The following is a 23,872-nucleotide window of genomic DNA, read 5'->3' on the forward strand; positions in this document are numbered from 1 at the left end:
AAGGAGGATTGTTTCAACCTATGGACATCAGACAGCTCCGGTATTTTATTGCCATCGTGGAGGAAGGTACGATCTCGCTTGCCGCCAACCGGCTTCATATTTCCCAGCCGCCTCTCAGTCAGCAGCTGAAAGCGATGGAGGAAGAGCTCGGGTCCGTCTTGGTATATCGTAGAGGCAAGCGGCTCGAAATCACCGAATCAGGTAAAACGCTGTATAAATATGCGCTCCAGATGACCCAGCTCATGGAAGAGGCCAAAGCCGAGGTTAAAGAGGTCGGGAACGGTGATAAGGGAGCACTGAGTCTTGGCATCAATACATTATCTTCGGTAGAACTGCCGTCATGGCTGCAGGAGTTCAAAGCAAGATATCCCCAAGTTTCATATAAAATTCAGCAGAACGAGTCGTATCAGCTCTGTGAGCTCGTGAGAAACCGGTCGCTCGAATTAGCGATCGTCCGCCTGCCGCTCGAATTGGATGATTTCTCGATCCTTCATCTGCAGACGGAGCCTTTTTATATGCTCACCTCTGAGCCATCCATCGAACAAGAGATAACCCTCCCTCATATTGCGCAGTATCCGCTCATTCTGCCAAGCACGGAAGGGTTGGGCGTGTATTATACGATCCAGATGGCATTCTCGGAACAGAAACTCCAGCCGAACATCGCAGCCGAATGCTCCGACATTTCGCTGCTGCTGCGTTTGGTCGCTTCGGGTTTTGGCGTGGCGATCGTTCCCGAAACGCTGGTCAAGCAGCACTTGCCTGCTTCTGTTCATGCTTACAAAATCAAGGACACCCCGGCTGCGGCTTCCACAGCCTTGATCTGGCTGAGAGATCATCACGTCTCCAGAACGGCTCTGAACTTCATTGACTTGTTGACAAGTGCCCTATAACTACTTACTGCTTCCATAATCGGCCCCTCATAAAAAAGAAGACAGCGCTAATGAAAGCTCCGTCCTCTGGGAAGAATTTATAGCTGTTATCTTGTCCGATACAATGAACCGGCAGCCTCCTGCTCCTGCTTCTGTCCTTGGGAGTGAAGATACAGCTCTTCATAATACCCATGGGAGTCCAGCAGTTCCTGATGCGTGCCTTGCTCCACGATCCGGCCTTTGCTCATGACTAAAATCCGGTCTGCCCCCATGATGGTAGATAGGCGATGGGCAATGACTAGGGTCGTTCGCCCCTCGGCCACGAGTTGCAGCGCGTTCTGGATCAGCTGCTCCGTGTGTGAGTCCAGATTGGCGGTTGCTTCGTCAAGAATGAGAATCTTGGGCTGGAACACGATGATCCGGGCAAAGGAGATCAGCTGCCGCTCACCGGCGGACAAGCCGCTGCCCCGCTCCGACAACCGGGTATCATAGCCTTCCTTCATCCTCATGATGATCGAATCCGCACCGATAAAGCGGCAAGCCTCGATCACCCGCTCCCTCGAGATGGTCTCATCGAACAACCGTACATTGTCCAGTACCGTGCCGGAGTAGAGATACGGCTCCTGCTGAACAAGGCCTACCATCCGGTGCAGGTCAGACTGTGCCAGCTCCCTAATGTCGATTCCATCAATCCGAATGCTTCCTTCGTTCACATCATAGAAACGGCATAGGAGACTGATGAGTGAGCTTTTTCCCGCTCCGGTGGTTCCGACGATCCCGATCATCTCTCCGGGTTTGATATGGAGATCCAGGTCCTGAATGACCGGCGCCCCGCCTTCGTAACCGAACGTGATCCGGTCAAAGTCAACGCGTCCCTCAACTTTTGCTTTCTCAATAGTCACCGGCTTGCGTTGATCGGTAACCTCAGGCTGAATCGCCAGGAGGCCCCATATCCGGTTAATCGCCACCGTTGCCGATTGCAGCGTATTCCACTGCTGGGTGATCGTGTTAATCGGCTGGAAGAATAAACGGATATACGTTATAAAGGCATACAGCACGCCGAACTCCAGCGTTGTCCCCAGGACGGCTTGTCCACCGAGCCATGTCACGAACGCAATCGCCAAGTTGTTCAATATTTCGTAGGAGCGGTTAAACAGCACATTCGTCCGGATCTCCCGAATATTGGCCTTGAAGTAAGAGCCGTTCCGTTCCTCGAACTGCTTCTCCTGCTCCTTCTGTTGATGGAAAACTTGAATCAGATTCATCCCCGAGAGATTCTCCGCCACAAAGGCCACCAGCCGGGATAACCTTGTTCTGGCCATCTGATAGGTGTGGCGCATATAACGCCGGAACGCAATGGCGATTCCTGCAATGATCGGCAGCAGGATCAAGCAGTATAAGGTCAGTGTGACATCCAGCTGGAACATCAAGACCAGAATGAAGATCAAAGTGAATCCGTCGCGGAACAGGCTGAGCAGCACCTGGTTAAAAAACTGATTAATCGCTTCGGTATCACTGGATACATGCGTAATCAAGCTGCCGCTCGGCACTTTATCGAAATAAGACATCGACAGCTTGGATATATGGGCAAACAGCCGTTTGCGAATGCTCGCTACAATGCTCTGCCCCGCCTTTTGCAGCAAATTATTTTGCAAATAGGTGAACACCATACTGAGCAGCGATAACAAAAAATAAATGCCGCAAATGACCATCAGGCTCCGAAAATCGTTCTTGCCGACCATCAGATTATCATCGATTGCGATTTTCATCAGGTACGGCTGCAGCAGCTCTGCCGATATGGCAATCAAGGTGCAGCCGATAAACCCGGCAAAGATCAGCCGATATTCCTTCATATAACCCGATAAAGCACGAAATGTGGATATATATTTGGGCTTGGACTGAGGGGCATTCAGATCCGCCTTCTGGTCCAGCTGCCAATTGTTAATGGCCTGTGCCATGATGCTTCATCCCCTCTTCCTGAATGTCATGCAGCGTTCGGTACAGTCCGTCCTTCGACAGCAGTTCTTCATGCGTACCCCGCTGAACGATCTCTCCCTGATCCAGGACGATGATCTCATCGGCATGTTTCAATGCACTGATCCGGTGGGCAATAATGATCGTGGTCTTCCCAGCGCGGATATCGCGAATCGTCTCCATAATTTCGGTCTCCGTCACCGCGTCGACGGCGCTTACGCTATCATCCAGAATGAGGATAGGTGCATCCTTAATCATCCCCCGTGCAAGGCTTGTCCGCTGCCGCTGTCCTCCGGACAGCGTAATGCCTCGCTCCCCAAGGCGGGTTTCGAACTTGTCCGGAAACTCCGCGATGTTGTCATACACCCGTGCTTTTCGTGCCGCTTCCTCAACGACAGCCGGATCCGTGTCCCGTTTATAGAAGGCAATATTCTCGCGGATCGTCGAGCTGAACAGGAAGCCGTCCTGGGGAACATAGGCGATCCCTTCGCGCAGGCTTTTTAATGTAAGCTTCCGAATATCCACGCCCCCGATCAGCACTTTCCCCGGAGGCGGATCGTAGGTACGCAGCAGCAGCTTCATCAGCGTAGTCTTGCCGCTTCCCGTTCGGCCAATGATGCCCAGCGTCGATCCTGGCGGAACATCCAATTGAATGCCGCGCAGAACCTGTCTGTTCCCCTCCTCTTGACCATTCACATCATCATAGGAGAAGGATAAATCACGCACTTCGATGCCTGGAATCTCCTGATTCAGCGCCTTGGCGCCAGGCAGTTCCTTAATGTCGGCCTGCTTGCCAAGCAGGTCGTTCAATCGGTCAAGCGAAGCCCTCGCGCGCTGAACGACATTAATGACATTGCCAATCTGCTGCAGCGGATTCATCAGCATGCGGATGTAAAGCGTCAATGCGACAAAGTTTCCGACCGTAATGCGGCCCAGAATCGTCAGATAACCGCCGAATAAGAGGGCGATAATGAGTGAGGCGGCACCCAGAAACGGAATGATCGATTGAAAGAGCGATGACACGCGAACCAGCCGCAGCTGCTTGTCCCGGATGCGGTCCACCGTCGTCCCAAAGCGCCGCTTCATCGTGTCTTCCACCGCGAACTTCTTGGTGACACGGATCCCTCCAAACTGCTCCTCTGCGGATTCTGTCATCAAACCCAGCGCTTCCTGAACCTGCAGCGATCTTCTCCTGATAATCGGCCCGAGCCAAACGACAATTACCGGAATCAGCAGCAAGGGAGCGATGCTCGCAGCCACCAGATACAGCGGTACATTCGTTATAAGCAGCATGACGATCGTGGAGACCAGAAGGATGGAGGAGTTTGCCGTCTGATTGATCCCCATCGAGATCGCTTCCCTTACTGTCGTCACGTCATTCATGAAATAACTTAGCAGCTTGCCAACGCCATTCTTGGAATAAAATCGCTCACTGAGCCCCGTAAAGTGGACAAACAATCGGCGCCGGTTCATAAATTCGAAATACCGTCCCGTGTACATCACCAGAAACTGGCCGATGCCGCCGATGACGGCGAAGCCGACACCGATGCCCAGCAGCGTCCAACTGTACTGCACGATACCGTCGACAGACAATAAACCATCCTTCAGTTCATCCGTGAAATTGCCCAACACCCTCGGGAAATTCACGTGAATGATGTTAGCAACCAAATGGCAGCAAACCGACAATACATAAAACGGCCACGTCTTCCTGAAAAAATCTCCGAGTATTCGATGAGAGTCCAATGTCCCATATCACTTCCTGTCCCGTTGTTGGATTGATTAGTCCTTTACGTTTTCCTCCTTCCATACGTTTGCTGTGATACTCCCATATTAATAGGTTCTAGAAATAAATCGGTCCTCCTTCCTGAACGGCCATATGATTTATTCAAATTTAGACATACTAGAGTAACAATAATCGATGTAATTTCACTCCAATCATCTAAAGAAAAAAGCCGCAAACATCGGTCGCGACTTTTTTAAAAAGGTTTTCCTATGGATGACATGGATGACGCTATCCTGATTTTCGGCTCACGCTCACACGGCCAACCAAGGTGCCAGCTCGCCCGAATAGGTCAGCGATAGCTTATGCATGGCCCGGGTACAAGCAATGTAGAGTAAGCTTCGATCCATCTCGGAACGATAGTTTTCGGCGTCCGCAAAAGGAACGATAACCTGATCGAATTCCAGGCCCTTGGCCATATGGGCGAAGGTGATCGTAATCCCATCCTGAAAGCGGTCGCTGCTAAAATCGAGCAAATTTACGCTGCCCTCAAGCTCTCTGATGGACTCATACACCTGCCGGGCCTGTGAAGATGTTTTGCATAGGATCCCCATCGTCTGCATTCCGGAATCTAAAAAGTGACGGCTAAGATCTTGTATGAACTCCAGTTCCTGCTGGGCGTCACGACACCGGATCACCTGCGGTTCTTCTCCATGCCGCTCCACGGGAATCATGGTGCTGCCCGGATGGATCCGCTTCGCAAGTCCCATAATCTCCAGCGTGGAGCGATAGCTTTTTAACAACTCAATCGTATCGGCATGTGGAAACACGCCCTTGATATCATGCAGTGAAGTGGACGTATATACGTTGACCGACTGATTGCTGTCCCCAAGAATCGTTTTTTTGCACGAAAACCATCTAGAGAGCACGGCATATTGAATGGGTGTATAATCCTGCATTTCATCGACCAGCAGATGCTTCACCATATCGTATGACGTGCTTCCCTCCAAATACATATTGAGATACAGCAGCGGAAAAACGTCTGCATACTCGATCATTTTCCTTCCTTTCATGACAAACATGTCCGGTATGTTCCTATACGAGAAGAATTCCTTGTACATGCTGAGTGCATTTTGAGATTTGAACATTTTCTTGATCGCGGTTTTGACCTTTTTGGCTTCTGCCGCAGTCAGTCTCTCTCCATCCTCTGTACGAACCCGGCCTGACAGGATGGAGGCCGTCTTCTCCAAGCGCTGCCTGAGCGGCATGGTCATGATGCTAAGGTAAATGTCCCTGATCTCCGAAGCCAAAATACATACGCCCTTCAGCTGAATATCCGCAGGCAGGAGGAACTGCTCATCTGCATATTTCATATAAGCCTCCAGCTCGTGTACGAAGTGCATACTGGCCTTATACCGGATCCGTTCAATGACCTGCTCGTCATGGGTGCTCACGATTTCGTTCACCTGTTCGGAGAAGGTCTGAAACTGACATAATCCACCCAGCTCTTTGGCAGCAAGCTCCTCCATCGTAACCTCCATGATTTTCTCTTCGCCAAGCTCTGGCAGAACGTTGGATATATAATCGGAGAACACTTTATGGGGGGATATAATGAGCACGTTGCTGGAAGTCAAGGTCTCCTTATGGCGGTACAATAGAAACGCTACCCTATGCAGAGCCACTGAGGTTTTGCCTGAGCCTGCCGCCCCCTGTATGATCATCTCATTTGCGGTTTCGTTTCGTATGATGGCATTTTGCTCCTGCTGGATGGTAGCCACAATATTCTTCATCTTCTCGTCCGACGTGCTGCTGAGCTCCTTCTGCAGAACGTCGTCATTGATGTTCATGGCGCTCTCAATCATATATTCCATATGACCGTCTTTGATTTTGTACTGCCTTTTGACGGTAATTTCGCCTTGCATCCTGCCCATGGGCGCTTCATACGACGCAGGACCGACATTGTAATCATAGAACAAGCTTGCCACCGGCGAGCGCCAATCATAGATGAAATGCTCCTGACTCCCTCCGTCCGTGAAAGAATGGATGCCGATATAGTAAGCACCTTCTTCAATCGTTTCATTCGTTCGGAAATCCACCCTGCCAAAATACGGCGAGGCAAGTAGTTTGCGAATCTTTTGCAGCCTGGCCACCGTCTTCTCTCCCGTATCAATCGATAAGGAAATATCAACCCGGTTGGCCGCTCGTTCCGCCGCATCCAATTGGGCCATGTTCACCCACAGATATTTCTTCGCTTCAATGATATCTTTGTACGAATCAGACACCTTCCCCTCTAACTCCTCCGATGCTCGATGAAGCTCCTTTAATACAAACTCTAGATACTCCCGCTCTGCGCTTTCGCTTGGATTCAGCATTCGTAAATTCCCCCTCTATGCTAAAGAATAGCTCTAAGTATAGGGGTTTCCCGAAAAAAATATAGACTTATACTTTCCGTTGTAGTATTGTGTATTTATCGTGGGTCCAAAAATAGCGATACGATTTACATCAACCATAATGACGATAAATAGATGAAAAACCAGGCTGCATGCTCATGCAAACCTGGTTTTTTTGTGCCTATTACCGCTCGTTTTTTGTCTGGTACAGATACAGTGTAAGCGGGGTGAAAATAGCGATAAACAGCACGCTGACTCCAATTCCGGTCATAATCACAGGCATGGTTGCCGTGCCGTTCATCAGTCCCCTGACGGTGGCTGCCGCCATGCTGATCGGATTCAGATCGATGAGAATGCCCGTCCATTTTGGCATCGTCGACGAATCCACCAGAATGTTGCTGGCGAACAGCAGCGGATATATCGCAATCATGCTGGACCCCGAAACCGTTTCCGGCCGTTTGGCCACGACGCCGATCAGCGCAAATATCCAGCTGACGCTGAATGCAAAAAATAGGATGAAAGCAATGGCGAGTACAATTTGGATGACGCTGCCCTCGGGGCGGAAGCCCAGCGCAAGCCCTGTACCCAGAGCAACGATAACGCCGACCGTATAGCGTAAACCATCCGTCAGGATGGAACCAAGCACGGAGGCGGGCTGCCAAAAGGGCAGCGTTCGAAAACGATTGTATACCCCTTTGGTAATATCCGAGCATATCGTGGTTCCGCTATACACCGTCATAGGAACGACTGTCAGGATTAGAATGCCGGGCAATAGGAATTGAATATAAGCCCCGGTTGACCCGGCCATGGCGCCGCCGAACAAGTAACTAAATATAAGCAGCAGCAAAACCGGCGACAGAACCGCGTCCATCACCAGACCAAATCCGTTATGCTTGGTATGCTGCCAGGTTCTCCACATAAAAATTCGAATTGCCATCAGGGCATTGGGAGGATCGGTGTCGGCTTGGCGAACAGGCAGCACGCCGTCCTTATTCGCTGTATGTTGGCTCACACTCATGGAGTACCTCTGCCTCCCTTCGACTTCGCGTGGGTCAATGACAGAAAGACTTCGTCCAGACTCGGTTCGCTCAAGGCGAAATATTCAATGGCGAACCCGTTCTTCATCAGCGTACAAAGGGCCTGATTCGCAGCACTTGCATTCTTCACCGGAATCTTATGTACCAACGGATGATTGTCCTGCAATACGTTCAGCGCGTGTTCCTCGTTTAACAAAGTACCGAGCTTGTGCTGATTGGTCGGTTCGATGAATTGGATGGTTAACGTTCTGTTGCCAACGGAAGCCTTCAATTGCCGGGGCGTCCCTTCCGCAATCAAACTCCCTTTATCCATCACGGCAATTCGGTCCGCCAACTGGTCAGCTTCTTCCAGATATTGCGTCGTCAGCAGCACGGTGGTTCCCCGCTTCAAAAGCGACCTTACCACCTCCCACACTTGATTGCGGCTTTGCGGATCGAGGCCAGTTGTCGGCTCATCCAGAAAAATAACGTCGGGCTCGGTAACGATACTGGCGGCAATATCCAGCCGTCTCCGCATCCCGCCAGAGTAACGCTGTACCACGCGGTCCTTCGCTTCGCTGAGTCCAAAAGATTCGATCAACTCCTCGCTTACGAATCGAGCCATTTTCGCCGAATAACCGTAAAGTCTTGAAATCAGCATTAAATTCTGAAGACCGGAGAGTCCTTCATCCAGTGCTGCAAACTGGCCTGTCAGGCTAATCTTTCTCCGAACGTTCCGGGCATTGCCCACGACATCAAACCCGGCCACGCTTGCGAACCCCCCATCCGGCTTAACCAGGGTGGATAACATATGGATGGTGGTTGTTTTTCCGGCGCCATTCGGCCCTAACAAGGCAAACAACTCTCCTTGTTTGACTCGTAGATCAATTCCTTGAACGACCTCCATGTCGTTGTAAGATTTGCGAAGCTCCTTCGTTTCAATGGCGTAAGGCAAGTTTCACAACTCCTCCTCTTTCTATAAATACCGACCTACAGTATGCCATGCCGGCTTATTCTTAAAAATCGTCCAAATGATCACGGACCCAATCAGCAAGCGTTGCTGCCGGACGCCCCGTGACTTCCTCTACCGTCGGCAAAACTGTATAACCGATCTCGGGCGGATTTTTTCCCATTTGCACAAAAAACTCAATCGATTCCTCGTCATAGCCTTGCCCTCTCCATTGATCCCTCGCCTGTTTCTCGGTCAGTTCGACAAAACGGATGTCCTTGCCTGTTACCTCGCTTATGATCCGAACCGCTTCCGTTCGCGATAGGGCTTCCGGTCCCGTAAGGAAATATTCTTGGTCATGGTGACCTTCCTCAAGAAGTGCGGCGACGGCAACCCTCGCGATATCCGCTTCATGTATTCTCGCACTCAGCGCATGGCCGAACGGCTCGCGGACAACCCCCTCCGTGCGGATCGACTCCTGCCAATCCACCAGAATATTCGCCATAAATTCGCCTGGCTTAAGCAAGGTCCATTCCATTGCGCTCTCTCGAAGGGCGGCTTCGACAGGACCTTCTTCATAGCCCACCAATACCGTTACCCGCTTTATGCCGGCCTTCTCGGCAAGCTCAATAATCCGCGGATCCGTCTGCAGGGTCCCATAAGCCTCATCACTGGAGATGATCAAATGCATAGCCGTCACGCCTTGCAGGGCGGGAATCAGGCTTTCCGGGTCATTGAGATTCCCGGCAACTATCTGGACGCCCTCCGGTACTTTCGCTTGCTGCGGATTGCGAGAGATCGCTCTTACTTCTATACCTTGCTGAACAAGTTGCTGCACGATGTGCTTTCCAACGGTACCTGTAGCACCTGTTACCAAAATAGTCATATTGAACTTCCTCCTTGATCGTTGATTTACGATTCATATTTTTGGATTGCTCATCATTCATAACGTTTACGTATTTCCTCCAGCTCCTGCAGCAGGTCTTCTTTCAGTTCCGGCGGGGAGATGATCTCCACCTTGGAACCGTAGCTTAAGATCACCGAGATCGCATAAGCTTTGGTATAAAAAATGGTTTGGACATCAAGAAGTCCTTCGCCGGAGATGAAGGCCTCCGGAAATTGCTCGGTCACCCGCGGTCCCGCGGAAGTATCGAAACGAAGATGAGCCTGTATACCCGGCACCACCTCCTGATCCTCCCGCTCCAGGTTTCCTCTTGGGAGGAACGTGTCAGTGGATACTTCAAGACTGGATATGCGCGATACTCTGAAGATTCGTTTTGCCTGCTTTAACAAGCAGTAAGCCTCCAAATACCACACGCCTTGTTCCCAGTACAGCTGGAGCGGCTCCACTTGCCGCTCCGAGCAGCTGCCGGATGTGCTCGTATAATAAAGGGTCATCAGGTTCGAGCGTTCAATGGCATTTAGAATGGGCTGTACCCATGCCCGCTCATGTTCCGACGTGCTCATATCGAATAGGATTTGTTCATGACATCCTCCGTTCAACAGGGCGGGCTGCAAGGTTCCGAGCTTCTTCATGATGGTGGTGTATCTCCCCTTCACAGTCCTTTCGATGCCCTTCAAAAGATTGTAGATCGCCAAAAAGTCATCAACGGAGAAGTGCTGCCTCGTCAGATAGAACCCGCTCATCAATTCAAAGCCGCCATCCGCACCGGGATAGGAAGCAACCGGGATTCCAGCCTGATTAATGAGGTCCACATCGCGGTAGATCGTACGAACCGAGACTTCATACCGGGCGGCAAGCGTCGTGGCCGTCACTCTTTTTTTGGTCAACAATTCCATCGTAATGCCTAGCAGCCTGTCGAGTTTCATCGTTAACACTCCTCGCGTGTCGTACTTTTTGACTTCTGAATCGAATGATAAATCATAAATCCTGACATCTAGTATGTCAGGATTAAATATCGTTCCTGTTGGAATGGGGATTATTTTGGCAAGCGAAAGCCACCCGACCTCAGGCTCACCTTATGCAAGCCCCGAAGCAGAATGCGCCGGAATCTCCGGTTGTTTTTGATCTGCACGGGAGGAACGATTCGTACACGGAGCGTCTTCTAGCAGCAAGAAGGGGGCCTGCCGCAAGATCTAAGATCTTTTGAGACAGCCCCCCCTGCTATGCCCAGCTGTTGCGTTTTACGCTTTCCATTCGACCCATTCGCCATCCTGCGGAATTTCGATTTGTGCGCGCAGACCTTCCGCTGCCAGACGGCCAGATAGCCCCTCTCTTGTCACAAGGCAGTGGTTGATGGCTTCCATATGGACCGCAACCGCCTTTGTGTGGGGAGCATAACGCAGCAGTTCGATCACATCGTCCTCATCCATGATGATCGGATCTCCCGTGAGAAACCGGGCACCGCCGGCGTTGACCACCGTCATATCAGGCTTGTGGGCATCCAAAACTTCTTTCACTTCATCACACCAGATGGTATCGCCTGCTATATACAGGGTCGGCTGTCCTTCTGCCTTCAAAATAAAACCGGATACCTGCCCCATCATCTGACCGATCTCACCCGTACCGTGATGACCGCCGGTTCGGATTATCGTAACCCCTTCATATTCCAGGGTTTCCTGGACTGCCGTCACGGACGTAAAACCTTGCGATGCCAAGGTATCCTCGTCCCCCGGTTGACACAGAATCGGCGTCGTCTTTGGCAGTGCATCTCTAGCAGCTTGATCCCAGTGATCCAGGTGCAGGTGCGTGACCAGCACCGCGTTCGGACGGAGCTTGTTAGCCATGGAGAACGGCAGCGGCACAAGCGGATTCCGTCTGTCATTCGCAGTGTTGATGACCGGCGGGTTCGCCTTGGCATTGCTAAACATCGGATCGACCAGCAGTTCAAGATGGGCATACTGTATTCTTAACGTAGCATTACGTATAAGCTGAAGTTTCACTTTCATTTCCCCTTTGTTTCATTTAATATGGTTCTGAACCCATTATAGAGAACGCTAATATTCCCGCCTACAGCTTCGTGAAAGGAATTAGGGGAACTCACTTTCATCGTGAAAGGAAATGACCATGCCAAGCGCTCATGAACTCGACAAAGTCGATCTTCGCATATTACATCACCTGCTGGAGGATGCGAGCCTATCTCACAAAGCCATCGGACAGCAGGTACATTTGACAGGTCAAGCCGTCGGGGCCCGTGTTCGGAAGCTGCAGGATCTGGGTGTCATTGAAGGCTTTACGCTGCGCTGGAATCCGGACAAAATCGGTCTGACGGTTCATGCGTTTATTACCATGTTCATGGTGTTAAACACGGCTCATTCCGCCTTTGTATCCTTTGTTCAGTCACATGACATGGTTGCCGAAACCCATCGCGTCAGTGGTGAAGGGTGTTATTGGTTAAGAGTACGGGCCAGCTCACCCAAGGAATTGAATGATTTTCTGGAAGAGCTTCTGAAGTACGGCAATTATAAAGTCAGCCTGTCCATTGATCAGGTGAAATAAAAAAGAAGAAGCCGCAGATCCACGAGATCGGCGGTTTCTTCTTGGTATCTATTGTGAATTTTTCATATGATGTATTTTTAATATGATTTCATTTATTTCACCGCGTTTTCTTCCGCCATCAATTCCCGCGCATATTCGTTCAAATTGATGGATTCGCCGTGATTCAGCCTCGATTTCTCTGCCGCGAACGCAATAAGGTGACTTCGTACGGAGGCACTGGCCGACGTCAGGCTCTCCTGCCCGTTATAGCTCCGAACCTCCTTCAGGAAGCTCGCCACAATTCCGCTGTCGCCCCCGCCATGTCCGCTGGACTGCGAAGGAATCGTGATCTCCGTTTTCTGTCCGGTCAGGAAATCGTAAACCGTAATCTTGCCTTCCTCTCCCCGAAGCTCGCCGCGGGTGCCCATGATCTGAATTCTGCGCTCCTGTTCATACGTGAATCCGCACATGCTGAACATCGCGGTGGCACCGCCCTCAAACTCCATGTTAACGACCTGATGATCGACCACATTGTTATCGCTCCGATATACGCAGCGGCCATAGTCCGTATCGCGAAGCCCTTGAATGATGTTCGGCTTGGTCAGCTCCTGGGTGAAATGCCCCGCCCATCCCTTGTACTGGTCGCTCAAGTAAAACCGCGGTGCCGAATACGGACAGGTTGGTTCCACCTGGCAATCGAGGCACCGATCGGCCGAACCTTCGGGAGCCTGCTCCTCCCGGAAATGCATCAGGGAGCCAAACGAAGTGACCTGCGTACACGGCCGGTCCATCAGCCACGACAGCACATCCATGTCATGGCAGGATTTAGCCAGTATCATCGGGCTTGCCTTGTCGGAGTTATTCCAATTCCCCCGCACAAAGCTGTGCGCGATATGCCAGTATCCCACATTCTCGTTCAGTTGGATCGAAGCCACCTCACCGATGGTCCCTTCCTGAATCACCCGTTTGATGGTACTCCAAAAAGGGGTATATCTCAGAACATGGCATATGGTCAGCAGCCGGTTGTTGCGAATGGCCGCCTGCTCCATCTCAAGACACTCCTTCGGTTCCGGAGACATTGGTTTCTCCAGAAGCACATGATACTGTTTCTCCAGAGCTTGCATGGTTGGGCCATAGTGCATGCGATCCTGTGTACAGATGACGGCGATATCGGCAAGGCAGGGCTCCGCCAGCAGCGGCTCCCAGGATTCATAACACCGTTCCGGCGGAATTCCATGCTTCTCGGCAAAACGGATTCGCCGCGCCGGATCGGCCTCGGCCACGGCCACGAAGGTCAGCTCATGCGGATAATCCAGGGCATAGGGGGCATACCCCCCGGCGCCGCGCGCGCCTGCCCCAATCAATATGGCTTTCAATTGTGTCATATCATGTCGCTCCTTTTAGGTTCTGCTACTCGCTTTTATTTGGTATATCGATCAGCCGCGGACTGGTAAATGGCCAGATAGCGCTCCGACCCCATCTTTTGCAGGTTAGCTACGTATTGATCCCAGTTATCAAAGGACTCGTTGCCAGCTATGAATTTATCCCGCATCTCATCCACGTACGTATTAATGTCGGTCTGGATACCGGTAAGCTCGGACTGCTCATCGGCGGTAAAGTTAAACGGCGGCCAGACCTTGTCTTGAGGTATGACGTACGGCTCGGCTTTTTTTGCATTCTCTACGGACGTCGGCAGGCCTTCTGCTCCCTTGAAATACTTCTGCTTCACGAAACCCGGATAATATCCGCCAGGCCATATCAGATACTGCCCTACCGCCTGGTCCAGATTGAGACCCTCCGGATTGTTCTTGATCTCGTCCACGTAATCCACATTGCCATCAGCATCTTCCTTATACGTTTCATCTTCCCAGCCCATGAAGAACATGCGGATGCCCTCGTCACTGTAGAAGTAATCCATCCAGCGGATCAGCGCGGCTGGATTCTTCGCTTTATCGGTCAGGACAAACATCCCAATGTTCCCCAGCGGAGAGCCCGTGGCGCTGAACATCTGATCGCCGTGCGGCCCCTTCAATACCGGAAGCCCTACATAACCCTCTTGATTGTAGATGGCGATCGGGTCCACATTATCAACGACGCCGAGAAGACCTTCCACGCCTTTGGCGTCCACCTCCGTGCTCTTCACGGACATGATATCCTGCTCCAACAGGCCGTCCTTGTACAGCTTGTTCACGAACTGAAGCAGTTCCTTGTATCTTGGATCCGTCGGAATGAACCGGACCTTTCCGCTCGCCGGATCGGTATCCACGTTAATGTTCGAGGTTCCGTGATAATTGAGGCCGAACGAACCGCGCAAATAGTTGACGATACCGGTAGTTCCCACGCCGCCCCATGCATATTCATCCTTCTGGCCGTTGCCGTTCGGATCCTTCTCCTTAAACGCTTTCAACATATCGTAGAATTCATCCAGCGTCTGCGGCTCTTGAAGGCCAAGCTTTGTCAGCCACTCCGACTTCACCCACGGCGTTCCGTACAGCACGGACCGGAATTCCGGATCGTACAGCGTCGGAAGCCCGTAAATGTTGCCGTCCGGCATCGTAATCCCCTTCTCGATGACAGGATATTTCTCCATCAATGCCTTGAAATTCGGCGCATATTGATCAATCAGGTCATTCAGCGGGATAAAAGCGCCCTGCTTGCCGTATTTTAGCAGATCTGGCCTCGGGAATGCGGAAGCATAGAACATTTCCGGATAATCGCCGCCGGCGAGCAGCAGATTCCGTTTTTCCGCCAAGTTGTCTTTGTGCACCGTGTCCCACTGTACCTGAATATTGGTCATTTTCTCATATTCCTGCCACAGCTTGATGTTGTTCCAGTCGGCGTTGGCAAAGAACTTTCCGGCAAATCCGGTCACCGTCATCTTGTCACTGACAATCGGAAACCCGGTCTCATTAATCGCTGTTTTCCCTTCACCCGCGGAGTCCGATTCAGCCGTTCCTCCCGAACCTTTCGAACTGCAGCCCACCGTCAACGATACCGACAACATGCAGGTCAACAGAAGACTTCCCCATTGCTTCAGCTTCATCCGTAATCCTCCCCTTTTCATGTTCCATCCATATATCCATGCAAGGAATTATCCTTTGATGGCCCCAATCATCACGCCTTTGACAAAATACCGCTGCAGGAACGGATAGAGCGCCAGCACGGGAATATTAGCCACGACCAGCACCGCGTACTTAATGCCCTCCACTTCCCTTTGCTGCTTGATCGCCGATTCGGTCGACATTTTGACCATGTCGTTCGTTTGCCCCTGAATCAGAATTTCACGCAGGATGAGCTGCAGCGGAAATTTATCTTTATCCGATAAATACAGAAGTGCATTGAAGAACGCATTCCAATGACCGACCGCATAGAACAAAATGGTCACCGCGATAATCGGCATGGACAGCGGCAGTATAATCCGGGTCAAAATTTTAATGTTCGAGCATCCATCGATCGTCGCGGCCTCCTGCAGCTCGCCGGGTATGGACTGCTGAAAGAAGGTACGCATAATGATGATATTCCAGATGGATACGGCATTCGGGATAATCATGACCCAGAGCGTATTCAGCATGCCGAGGTTCTTGATCAGCAAGTATGTCGGAATGAGTCCTCCGCTAAAAAACATCGTGAAGACCAGCAGCGCCATAATGGCATTTCGCCCGACAAAATCCTTCCGCGACAGCGGATAGGCTGCAAGGATGGTCATTGTGAGATTAATGAACGTGCCAAGCGAAGTATACACCAGCGTATTGGTAAAACCGCTGATAATATCCTTGTTCTGGAAAATTTTCACATAGGAATTCAGGTTGACTCCCTTGGGCCACAGCAGCATCTCGCCCCTCAGAACCGCCTGCGGGTCGCTAAACGATGCGCTGAGCACAAAGACCAGCGGGTACATAACAATGATGGTGACCAGGATCAGAATCGTATAGTTGATAACATTAAAAATGCGGTCCCCTCTGGTTTCAATTTGCATGGCTCTTTCGCTCCCCTCTTTACCAAAGACTGGTCTCGCTCACGCGCTTCGAAATAAAGTTCACGACAACCAGCAGGACAAAATTGATGACGGAATTAAACAATCCGATGGCTGCGGAGAAACTGTACTCGGCATTCTGAATCCCCATTCGGTAGACATAGGTGGCAATAATGTCGGAGCTATCCATATTCAGGTTGTTTTGCATCAGGAGCACCTTCTCAAACCCGATCCCCATAATGCTGCCCATGTTCAGGATCAAGAGGATGATGATCGTTGGCATAATACCTGGGATGTTAATATGCCATATGCGCTGAAGCCTGGTCGCACCATCGACACGCGCTGCTTCGTGCAGCTGGTTGTCTATGCCGGCAAGGGCTGCCAAATAGATAATGGAGCTCCAGCCCATGGTCTGCCATACATCCGATAGAACGTACAGAGATTTGAACCAGGAGGGCTCCGTCATGAAATTGATCGGCTGACCGCCAAACATTTCAATAAAATGATTGATGATGCCGTAACGGGGCGACAGGAAAATCATCATCATCCCGACAACGACCACGGTAGACAGAAAGTGAGGAGCATACGTGATGGTCTGCACGAATTTCTTGAAACGTTCAGCCCGAACCTCGTTCATGAGCAAAGCCAGAATAATCGGGATCGGAAAACCGACAGCAAGGCTGTATAAACCGATGCCCAGCGTGTTCTTAATCAGGCGCCAGAAATAATAACTGTTGAAAAAGCGATCGAAGTGCTCAAAGCCGACCCACGGACTGCCCCATATCCCTTGCGTTGCTATAAAATCCTTAAAGGCGATCTGGATGCCGTACATCGGAACATACTGGAACAGGATGTAATAGGCGATGACCGGTGAAATCAGGGCATAAAGCTGCCAATTACGTAAAACACGATTCCACAGTAAGCGCTTACGTTTCGTTTCAGGTACCGCGGTTGCTGCGGGCTGCAGGGTCGTATTAGCCAATGAGCATCACCTCGTATGTATGGATTGGGTTAACCTCGTAACACTAGCAAAGCGATCTTCACATGCCATTAAAGCATTGGGATATCCGCTCATTCAGCGGATCAGTTCCAATTCACATGAATGGAGCTTGGAAAGTACTCGTTTATGATTTCCCTCCTTTTCTCTGCAATCCGTCATATGACTAAGCTATCTCCACCTCAAGCTATCCGTTAGCCAATATGGTTTTTGGAGCGCACTATATGTTAGATATAGTAACGCAACATTTTTTATAAATAAAACCCGAACAAGTCAGGTGTTATTTCATTTCTTGGATTTGTTTTGGATATTCATTTGGTTAATTCCGGATTTTATTTGGATATATATTGGTATATGAAAGGCATAACGCTGAGCAAGCGCAGGGCCTAATACATTAATAAGGGGAATTTCTTTATTTTTATAATCTATTTATATAAAGGAAATGAAAGCGCAAACAAAAACAAAGTGGAAATATGCGAAGTGTCGTTTATTCCGAATTCCAAAATCAGAAAATCTATTCCAAACATATCATTGATTTTCACTCATAATAATATAGCAATATGACATTGTCAAACACTTTTTGGACTTTTTTGGCGCAAAAACCTCAAACTTTAGGTAAAACCCGCAAAAAAACAGCTGTCGGATTTCAAGCCGACAGCTGTTCGATGATCCTTTTTTTATCTTCTAATGTTAATTAATTATACATATTGAGTCAGTTAACTTCACTCTCTTGTGAAACTTGAGGACTCCCGAACAATCAATGAGCATGGCAGTAATATTTTGGTTGCCACCTTGAAATGTCCGTCCAAATAATCCACGATGGATTTGGCAGCCACCCTGCCGATCTCATATTTGGGCACGGAAACCGAGGTTAACGGAGGCGTTGTATATTGGGCTACATCAATGTTATCCATCCCCACGATTGCGATATCTTCCGGTATGCGACCTTGATTCTCGACAACGGCACGCATGGCTGGAATGGCAAGCATGTCGCTGGCACAAAAAACAGCCGTTGGCCATAACTCTTTGGGAAGCCCTCCCAATAGCTCGGACATTTTGCTGAAGCTCCGATCCACATTCCATCCCGTATTCATCAGCCACTCCTCGCGCACTTCCAGGTTGGCTTCCAGCATAGCGAATTTATATCCGACATACCGTTCTTCGCTCTCCATCTGCTTGGAATACGCAGGCCCCCCGATATAAGCGATTCGCGTGTGCCCCTGGTCAATCAGGTGGCGTACGGCTGCCCTCGCTGATAAAATCCGGTCACAGTCTACAACGGGCACGGTCAGCCGCTCATCATTCAAACTCACTCCCATGATGACAACCCCGGCCTGCTGTATCAGTTCAAACAGCTCCTTGTCGTACCAGCTGACGGCTACAATCCCCTGGGCTCCTGTCTCCCTAAGCATAAGGCTTATTTTGTCCGCATCGCCGATTTCCTCGCATGTACGAACGATCGCCGGAGGCTGTCCGAGTTCCTCCATTTTTTTATGGAAACCGGCTAGAACCGTTGAGAAATACGGGTGGTCGTCCATCAGGTTTTGGGGCACGACACAGACAACCCGCTTATCGGCCATGCCGTTATCATGTACACTTTTGGATGGCTCAGGTAGTCTATATCCAAGATCAAGCGCAGCTTGCCTGATTTTCTGCTTGGTATCCTCGCTGACCGGACGGCTTGCATCATTGCTGATGGCCCGCGAAACCGTAGATATGGATACCCCGACCCGTTCGGCGATATCTTTAAGCTTAGCCAATCGCATCTCCTCCTTCGCAAAATTTGGAACCAAATTTTCCGCCATCCATTGATCATAGCATAAACTTTCTCATTTTGGGGCGTCAAATTGATGTCCATCTCATTGCTGAAAGGAAAGGTGATGTCTTGCCGATTCTTTGCGGATTCTTTCGTTTCCGGCAGTATGAAAATGCTGCATTTCAGGCGCCGTTACAGCATAGCTGTCACCAGCGGTTACTCACATTAAGCTTCCAATGGCACGCGCTCGGTGCTCTCCCGCTTTCCTAATCGGAAAAGTACAAACGACACTCCCACGGCTATAGCAACGCCCCCGGCACCGATCCAGGTGATGGACGATAAGGACCATTGCTCCACGGCAACTCCTCCGATGCCTGCGCCCGCAGCCATGGCGAGCTGCATCACGGACTGGTTCAGGCCTAGCATAACCCCGGATGAATTCGGCTCCAGCTGGACGAGGTTATACTGCTGCGTCGGACCCGAAGACCAGGCGGATAACGACCATATCACAAGAATCGCAAACACGAAGATGACAGATACGGCTGCTTGGGTAAAGGTCAGAACGATTAGCGCGAGAATATGCAGAAGCATGCCACCGGTTAATGTAAGCGGCACTCCCCATCGATCCGTACTGAATCCGCCGAACTTGGAGCCGATAAGGCTGGCAATGCCAAAGGCAAACAGTGCTGCACTAATCAGACCTTCGTTCAGGCCGCTGACTTGAAGAAGGTAAGGAGACAGGTACGTATAGGCAATGGAGTACCCGCCTAGCCAGAAGAACGTGATCGCCAAACCGAGTGCGACTTTAGTCTTTTTGAGCAGCGCAAATTGCTGAAGCAGCGGCACGGGAGCATCTCCTTTTGTTTTTGGAATCGCCTTATGCAGCACGATCATGGAAACAACCCCTAGAATGGCAATGAAACCAAATACGGATTTCCATCCAAAAACAGCAGCTACGACACGACCGAGGGGGACGCCAATGATCAGGGAAGCTGTGAAGCCCATGACAACCGTAGCGATTGAACTCGCCTGTTTACCCGGCGGTGCGATTTTGGCGGCTATCCCGAGCGCCGTTACAACTACCATCCCTGCCCCCATCGCCATAATAACGCGCGCAATCACAAACGGAATATACCCCGGAAGGGCAAATGACAATAGATTCGCGATCACAAAAATACCCAATGAATAAACCAACAGCTTCCGTCTCTCCACTCTAGCGGTCAGCGCCATAAGAATAGGGGTCAAGATCGCATATACCAAAGAGAAAATCGTGATCAGCTGGCCAGCAGCGGTTATCGTAATTCCTAACGAATCCGCAATTTTATCCAAAACCCCCGATATAATATACTCTGATGTTCCCACTAAAAAACTAACGATAGCCAAAAAATAAATCTTCCATGCACCTGTCATAATTGCTAATTCCACCTTTACCTCAAATTTATATATTGTGAATTGTCGATATGTTAAACCAATAAAAAGACATATCGCAATATATAGATATATGGTACGGAGCAAGACTGAATATTCCTTATTTCTTAAGGAATATTCAGTACCTGCGTTATATCTCCTGCTTCAAATACTCTCCGATTTCTTGGATAACTTCTTCATCCCGCTTATAATACGTGAATTTTCCAAGCCGCTCCGTCTTGATCAAACCTGCCCGATGCAGAATCGATAAATATTGCGATGCGGTGGACTGCGTCATATTCAGTTTCTCGGTCACCTGGCTTACGCATACCCCGACTTTCCTCATATCAATCCCTTCGTGGGGTGTAAAATATTGTTCCGGTTCCTTGAGCCACTGCAATATTTCAAGCCGCGATTCATTCGACAACGCTTTAAAAACTTCGATTGGTTTCATATGTATCATTATATCGAGAATTATCGATGTGTCAACCTATTTCCCTCAAATACCTCCCGATCGAATGCCATAGCGTCTCATGGCACTCGCGTAGAACCATCCATTTGCCGTATGCAGCGCCGTCTCCTCGTCGATCCAGTCAGATAGGACCCGCTCCCACAGAAACTCGGCAGCCAGCTTCTTCACAAGCAAAATCTTGCCGTAACTCCATTCCATACAGCGGGCATCGGAGACGATAATCGAGCTCTTGCTTGCCGGGAGTGCCTCCAGACGGTACTGCATGCTGTCCCGGTAGGTGCTTGCCCGGAAGTTGAACCACCACATGCCGCCAACATGAACGTTCGGGAAATTCCAGGCTGCCTGCACCGCATCAAGATTGTTGAGCTCCGATGCAAGCACAAGCTCAAATTTACAACGATACGACTCAAACAAAGCAGTCAGCTTGAGAATCCGCTCTGTATCGTTGGCCGGGAACGCCGTACCGCACCACGACCTCTCTACTCCCAGAAACAGCTGTACGAGCAGGCCGTTCCGCTCCGCAGCACCACATATGACGTGAAGCAGCTCCATCAGAATGTCGTCACGCCCGCTTGCGGGCCCAATCTCCTTACGGATGTGCGAACTCGATTCATACCGCGGCAGCGTTGTCATGATGCCCGGGAGGCCAGCTTCACGAAATCCGCCGAGCAGCAGGTCAATCTCGCCTCTCACATCCAGAAAAGTCCTGGCCGGATCATTAGAATGCACCATGCGGTCAACCCATGGACCCAGCACCCCGTCAATCCGGGGGAGCAATACGGCATCATCCCGCATCCCTTGAAACGTTGCATGTTCCGGATGATTCACGACAAACCGGCGGATGTTCATTCGGTCTGCCGTTTGTTGTGCCCAGCCCTCTTCGGCGGACGCTTGCCGTACGCGAGCCATAGCTTCCTGCACCGAATGTTCATCCTTGATGATGACTCCGTATAATTCACGCATAATGGAGGTAAATACCCAGTTCATCAGCGTGCTTCTCGTTGATTGATAGGCTTTTAGAAAAGCAGCAATTCGCTCCGCCTCCGGCAATTTATCCGCTTCATCCGGGTAGCCACCGGCTTGCAGCTCTCGGTAGAACCAGAAGTAATGGGCGATCTCCCAAAAGTCCCTTGCGCCAAGCCGGTCACCGATAAGATGGGTATGGGTATCGAAGACCGGCAACCCCATGATTTGCTCGAAGAATACAGCTTGTTTGCCGCTCATATCATGCAAGCTCATGTGAACATCTCCTTCTCTTCATGAATCGGTTATTTCCGGTTTTCCGAGATGACAACGCCCTTCCCTTCGTTGTAGCGGTCTGTGGCTTCCTTAATAATCTCAAGGCCACCCTTCTTCTTATATTCCTCAATCACTTTCGGCCAATCCGAGATCGGCTCTCTGCCATAAATCATCTTGATCATATGATCGAGAACCAGCTTCGGCCCCACGTCATCGCCTTGCGGTGCGGTATCCGGATATTTGGAATACGCGTCCAATGCCGGGGAGAAGCGGATCGACCCCAGCCCTTCCTTGAAGACCACCGTATCCATGAACTTGATCATGTCCTGCCCGTCCTCGGTCAACTCTTCCTTTGCCTTGTTGTACACCATATCGTGGACGAACCAGAACATGCTGCGGAAACCGTCTTCATCCATGGCTTCAGGCGTGGATGGAGGCGTAAACTTGATTGCGCCGTTCTCCCGGGTGTAAGTTTCACCTTCAATCCCGAACGAGAAATATGTCTCCGCCTCCGGCGTCAGCATCCAGTCAAAAAACTTGATAATACCGATGGCCTTCTCCTCTGAGACCTTGCTATTAATATAGTAAGACGTATTAATGCTTGAATACAGAAGATGGCCTCCGGTGTTCTCCGGACCGCGCGGCGATGCAATGATATCAACCTTGGCGTCTGGTACGGCATTTTTCAGCTTGCCGCGGAAGCCTGCCAAAAGCTGGGCGTTGGCGGACCACATACCGGATTTACCGCTCTCAATGTTTTTGCCATAGTCACTGGAGGTCAGGGTCGCAAAATCTTTGGGAATCAGACCTTCATCGTACATGGTCTTATAGGTCTCCAGTGCTTTCGTCATATTTTCCACGTCAAAGAACTTGGGAACAACCTCCCCGTTCTGCAGTTCGTACTGGGATGGCAGCACATCAAACGCCCCCAGAATCGTGTCGGCATATTTAAAGTTCTCCCGCATTTGATACGGGAACTCAACGCCTTCCTTCTTCATCTCACGCATTACGTCCAAAAATTCATCCACCGTTTTTGGTGCCGGGAGCCCTGTCTTTTCCAGCAGATCGGTCCGGATATACAGCCCTCTCCGGGACGGGTTGGACAGCCATGCCGGTATTCCATAAATTTTGCCGTCATAGCTTGTCTCCTGCCAGGCTTCCTTCGGCACACTCTTCATCAAATTCGGAGCATGCTCCTTGAGCAAGTCGTCAAGCGGCATAAATACGCCTGCTTCTACGGAACCGGACATCCCCTTGCTTGTAGCCCCTCCCACGTTCTGAACGACATCAGGAATATCATTAGAGGCAAACATTAAAGTCATTTTGCTATCGAAGTCCTTCAGTGGAAGCATCGTCAGTTCAATATCCGTATTGGTCAGCTTCTCAAGCTCCTTCACCCATCTCTCTTCATTTACATCCTTCGAACGCTCGACATGTTTATTTCCGCTGGTTGCCATAGACATCGTGAAGGACAGCTTGCCATCAGCGGCACCGCCCGAAGAACCGGGGGTTCCGCCATCCGCTTCCTTTGCACCGTTACAGCCGACCGCCGTTAAGGCAATTAGCGCGCTCATCAAAACCAAACTCCATCTTCTTCTCATCCATATCGCTTCCTTCCATATTTCTCTCGGATTGTTTACCTTTGCCACTTCTGATAACTGCTCGAATTTC

At 50.4% G+C, this 23,872-nt stretch carries 19 protein-coding genes; 2 read left to right on the forward strand and 17 right to left on the reverse strand.

Annotated features, from left to right (window positions below; genetic code table 11):
* Positions 1–20 precede the first annotated feature (20 nt).
* Positions 21–890 carry a LysR family transcriptional regulator gene (locus NYE54_RS25200; protein ID WP_215158856.1) on the forward strand — a complete coding sequence of 290 codons (870 nt, stop codon included), beginning with the start codon at positions 21–23 and terminating at the stop codon, positions 888–890.
* Between the two features lie 86 nt (positions 891–976).
* On the opposite strand, the gene NYE54_RS25205 is transcribed toward NYE54_RS25200, so the two are convergent.
* From NYE54_RS25205 to NYE54_RS25240, 8 genes are all read right to left on the reverse strand, one after another.
* On the reverse strand, positions 977–2,827 hold the full coding sequence (locus NYE54_RS25205; protein WP_339267025.1) for an ABC transporter ATP-binding protein: 1,851 nt from the start codon (positions 2,825–2,827) through the stop codon (positions 977–979).
* Positions 2,811–4,586: an ABC transporter ATP-binding protein gene (locus NYE54_RS25210; protein WP_339267027.1), complete on the reverse strand. Its 1,776-nt coding sequence runs from the start codon at positions 4,584–4,586 to the stop codon at positions 2,811–2,813. The genes NYE54_RS25205 and NYE54_RS25210 overlap by 17 nt, the downstream gene beginning before the upstream one ends.
* Before the next feature lie 291 nt (positions 4,587–4,877).
* Positions 4,878–6,935, reverse strand: coding sequence for a 3'-5' exonuclease (locus tag NYE54_RS25215; RefSeq protein ID WP_339267029.1), 2,058 nt, complete (start codon positions 6,933–6,935; stop codon positions 4,878–4,880).
* A 202-nt stretch (positions 6,936–7,137) separates the two neighbouring features.
* Positions 7,138–7,971, reverse strand: a complete 834-nt coding sequence (locus NYE54_RS25220) for an ABC transporter permease (RefSeq protein ID WP_339267030.1) — start codon at positions 7,969–7,971, stop codon at positions 7,138–7,140.
* On the reverse strand, positions 7,968–8,924 hold the full coding sequence (locus NYE54_RS25225; protein WP_339267031.1) for an ATP-binding cassette domain-containing protein: 957 nt from the start codon (positions 8,922–8,924) through the stop codon (positions 7,968–7,970). Before NYE54_RS25225 ends, NYE54_RS25220 begins: the two co-directional genes overlap by 4 nt.
* Before the next feature lie 61 nt (positions 8,925–8,985).
* On the reverse strand, positions 8,986–9,804 hold the full coding sequence (locus NYE54_RS25230) for an NAD(P)H-binding protein (protein WP_339267033.1): 819 nt from the start codon (positions 9,802–9,804) through the stop codon (positions 8,986–8,988).
* 53 nt (positions 9,805–9,857) lie between these two features.
* Positions 9,858–10,748, reverse strand: a complete 891-nt coding sequence (locus NYE54_RS25235) for a YafY family protein (RefSeq protein ID WP_339267034.1) — start codon at positions 10,746–10,748, stop codon at positions 9,858–9,860.
* Positions 10,749–11,063: 315 nt separating this feature from the next.
* On the reverse strand, positions 11,064–11,822 hold the full coding sequence (locus NYE54_RS25240) for an MBL fold metallo-hydrolase (RefSeq protein ID WP_339267035.1): 759 nt from the start codon (positions 11,820–11,822) through the stop codon (positions 11,064–11,066).
* Positions 11,823–11,946: 124 nt separating this feature from the next.
* Between NYE54_RS25240 and NYE54_RS25245 the strand changes: the two genes are divergently transcribed.
* Positions 11,947–12,378 carry an Lrp/AsnC family transcriptional regulator gene (locus tag NYE54_RS25245; protein WP_339267036.1) on the forward strand — a complete coding sequence of 144 codons (432 nt, stop codon included), beginning with the start codon at positions 11,947–11,949 and terminating at the stop codon, positions 12,376–12,378.
* Positions 12,379–12,470: 92 nt separating this feature from the next.
* Here NYE54_RS25245 and NYE54_RS25250 read toward each other — a convergent pair whose 3' ends face one another.
* The 9 genes from NYE54_RS25250 to NYE54_RS25290 form a co-directional block, all read right to left on the reverse strand.
* Positions 12,471–13,742 carry a Gfo/Idh/MocA family oxidoreductase gene (locus NYE54_RS25250; protein ID WP_339267038.1) on the reverse strand — a complete coding sequence of 424 codons (1,272 nt, stop codon included), beginning with the start codon at positions 13,740–13,742 and terminating at the stop codon, positions 12,471–12,473.
* Positions 13,743–13,777: 35 nt separating this feature from the next.
* The gene (locus tag NYE54_RS25255; protein ID WP_076324173.1) at positions 13,778–15,400 is read right to left on the reverse strand and encodes an extracellular solute-binding protein; all 1,623 of its coding nucleotides are present in this window, start codon (positions 15,398–15,400) and stop codon (positions 13,778–13,780) included.
* A gap of 48 nt (positions 15,401–15,448) precedes the next feature.
* Positions 15,449–16,333 (reverse strand): carbohydrate ABC transporter permease, encoded by an 885-nt coding sequence (locus NYE54_RS25260; protein WP_113060632.1) that lies wholly within the window; start codon positions 16,331–16,333, stop codon positions 15,449–15,451.
* Between the two features lie 19 nt (positions 16,334–16,352).
* Complete coding sequence (locus NYE54_RS25265; protein ID WP_339267041.1) at positions 16,353–17,312, reverse strand: ABC transporter permease subunit; 960 nt, start codon at positions 17,310–17,312, stop codon at positions 16,353–16,355.
* Between the two features lie 737 nt (positions 17,313–18,049).
* Entirely contained in the window at positions 18,050–19,087 is a 1,038-nt protein-coding gene (locus NYE54_RS25270; RefSeq protein WP_339267043.1) for a LacI family DNA-binding transcriptional regulator, read from the reverse strand.
* A 221-nt stretch (positions 19,088–19,308) separates the two neighbouring features.
* Positions 19,309–20,493 (reverse strand): MFS transporter, encoded by a 1,185-nt coding sequence (locus tag NYE54_RS25275; protein WP_339267045.1) that lies wholly within the window; start codon positions 20,491–20,493, stop codon positions 19,309–19,311.
* A 148-nt stretch (positions 20,494–20,641) separates the two neighbouring features.
* A complete protein-coding gene (locus NYE54_RS25280) occupies positions 20,642–20,944 on the reverse strand; it encodes a metalloregulator ArsR/SmtB family transcription factor (RefSeq protein WP_339267047.1) in 303 nt (100 codons plus the stop codon).
* 45 nt (positions 20,945–20,989) lie between these two features.
* Positions 20,990–22,201, reverse strand: coding sequence for a glucuronate isomerase (locus NYE54_RS25285; RefSeq protein WP_339267049.1), 1,212 nt, complete (start codon positions 22,199–22,201; stop codon positions 20,990–20,992).
* A gap of 29 nt (positions 22,202–22,230) precedes the next feature.
* On the reverse strand, positions 22,231–23,802 hold the full coding sequence (locus NYE54_RS25290) for an extracellular solute-binding protein (protein ID WP_339267051.1): 1,572 nt from the start codon (positions 23,800–23,802) through the stop codon (positions 22,231–22,233).
* Positions 23,803–23,872: the final 70 nt, after the last annotated feature.

It is taken from the genome of Paenibacillus sp. FSL K6-1330, from assembly GCF_037976825.1.
Taxonomy (GTDB): Bacteria; Bacillota; Bacilli; order Paenibacillales; family Paenibacillaceae; genus Paenibacillus_AQ.